This is a genomic window from Microbispora sp. NPDC088329 (genome assembly GCF_040685655.1).
GTDB lineage: Bacteria > Actinomycetota > Actinomycetes > Streptosporangiales > Streptosporangiaceae > Microbispora.
Genome location: NZ_JBFBIP010000064.1, coordinates 1 through 1639, shown reverse-complemented (window position 1 = coordinate 1639; position 1639 = coordinate 1). Strand labels below are relative to the sequence as shown.

The following is a 1639-nucleotide window of genomic DNA, read 5'->3' as shown; positions in this document are numbered from 1 at the left end:
ACCGGGTTGGAGTACGTCGACGACGGCGGCCACGGCCCGCCCGGCGACGGACTCGGTGACGGACTCGGCGAGGGAGAGACCGAAGGGGACGCCGACGGACTCGAGGAGGGATCGGAGACGCTCCCGACCCGGACCGGTTGCCACTGCTGGTTGTTGCCGCCCCAGTCGGAGTACTGCACGATTCTGCCGCCGTCCGCGGTGGAGGCGTTCTGGACCTCGACGGCCTTGCCGCTGTTGCGGTTGATCAGCCGTATGTAGCCGCCGGACGAGTCCGCGAGCTGGAACTGCTGGTTGGTGCCGTTGTGGTCGGTCCACTGCACGACGTCCGCCGCGTCCGCGGTGGAGAGGTTGTATACGTCGAGCACCTTGCCCGAGTGCCGCGACTGCAGGCGGTAGTAGCCGCCGCCGGAGTCGACGAAGCGCCACTGCTGGTTGTTCGCGTCGGTGCGCGACCACTGCACCAGCGACCCGCCGTCGGCGGTGGAGAAGCCGGAGACGTCGAGGGCCTTGCCGCTGTTGCGGTTCACGAGGACGTACCAGGCGTTGGTGTCGACGCTCGCCGCCGACGCCGGCGCCACCCAGGTGAGGGCGGTGGCGAGGACAGTCGCGAGCGCCGCCAGCAGACAAGCGACGACGGTGGCCGGCGAACGTCGCCGGCGACCCGCCACCCGTGTGGGGGGTGAGTGCATCTTCTCTCCTGCGAAGGTGGGGGGACACGGCGGGCCGTTCCGTCCGGCGTCGCGGTGGATGCCCGCCTTCACACGGCGGATTCCCTGCATGGCGGGAATCTCCGCGGATGGACGACCTCCGGGGTCCAGGGCGAATCCGAACGTGCGGCCTCGACGCACGACGAGCCAGGCCGGTCGCCCGATCCTGTGAGCGTTAACATCAGTCGCGAAACGTTCGCTCCTCTCTCAGGATGACCGGAGGTGGTGGTGCGCCGGAGCAAATACGACGCGGTGAGCGCCTGTCAAGGCGACGGCTTCCGCCTGTCGCCTCCGTGACGTCGATACGCCTCCTGTCACCCGGCGCGACGAGCCCCGGAGACTTCGGCTGCGGTTCGCATGGCGATGAAACGTTCATCCGGACCGCGGTCGCGGCGGGCCGCCGGCCGCGGAGCCCGGAAAGTTACACCGCTTGTTGACACATCAGCGCAGCGTGGAAGAGCTCCTGCGATCCGATGAGGCGAAACTTCCCGGAAACACTCTTGACACGTTTCCGGATCATTTCCAGACTGACTCCCCAAGGCGGCCTCCTCCTGCCGGAGTCGGTGGTGTGCGGCAGGGGCCGCACTCTGTGACGCGAACAGAGCGCGTCGTCGTTCCGCGGGCAGCTCCTTCCCGCGTTTCCTCGTTCGATTCCGCAGTGGAGGCTCAGGCATGGGCGAAAATCCCTCATCCGCCGGCTCAGTGCCGGTCAACTCAGCGACAGGGCGGCGACGGCTCGGCGGCGCCCGCCGGATGCTGGTCGCCGGCGCTGTCGGCGTGCTCGGCGCGGCCACCGCGCTGGCGGCGACCACTCCGGCGGATGCCGCCGCCGGCACACTGGGCGCGGCCGCCGCCCAAAGCGGCCGCTACTTCGGCACCGCGATCGCGGCCGGTCACCTGAACGACTCGACCTACGTCGCCACCTGGGACCG

The 1639-nt window shown here is 69.5% G+C and carries 1 protein-coding gene and 1 pseudogene; one reads left to right on the top strand and one right to left on the bottom strand.

Translation table 11 applies throughout. The features are described 5' to 3' along the window. Positions 1-689, bottom strand: a 689-nt coding sequence (locus AB0O28_RS39795; RefSeq protein WP_363648221.1) for an RICIN domain-containing protein, incomplete at its 3' end; no start/stop codon positions are given. Positions 690-1409: 720 nt separating this feature from the next. Here AB0O28_RS39795 and AB0O28_RS39790 point away from each other — a divergent pair. Further along, positions 1410-1639, top strand: a pseudogene (locus AB0O28_RS39790) (hypothetical protein); the annotation flags it as partial.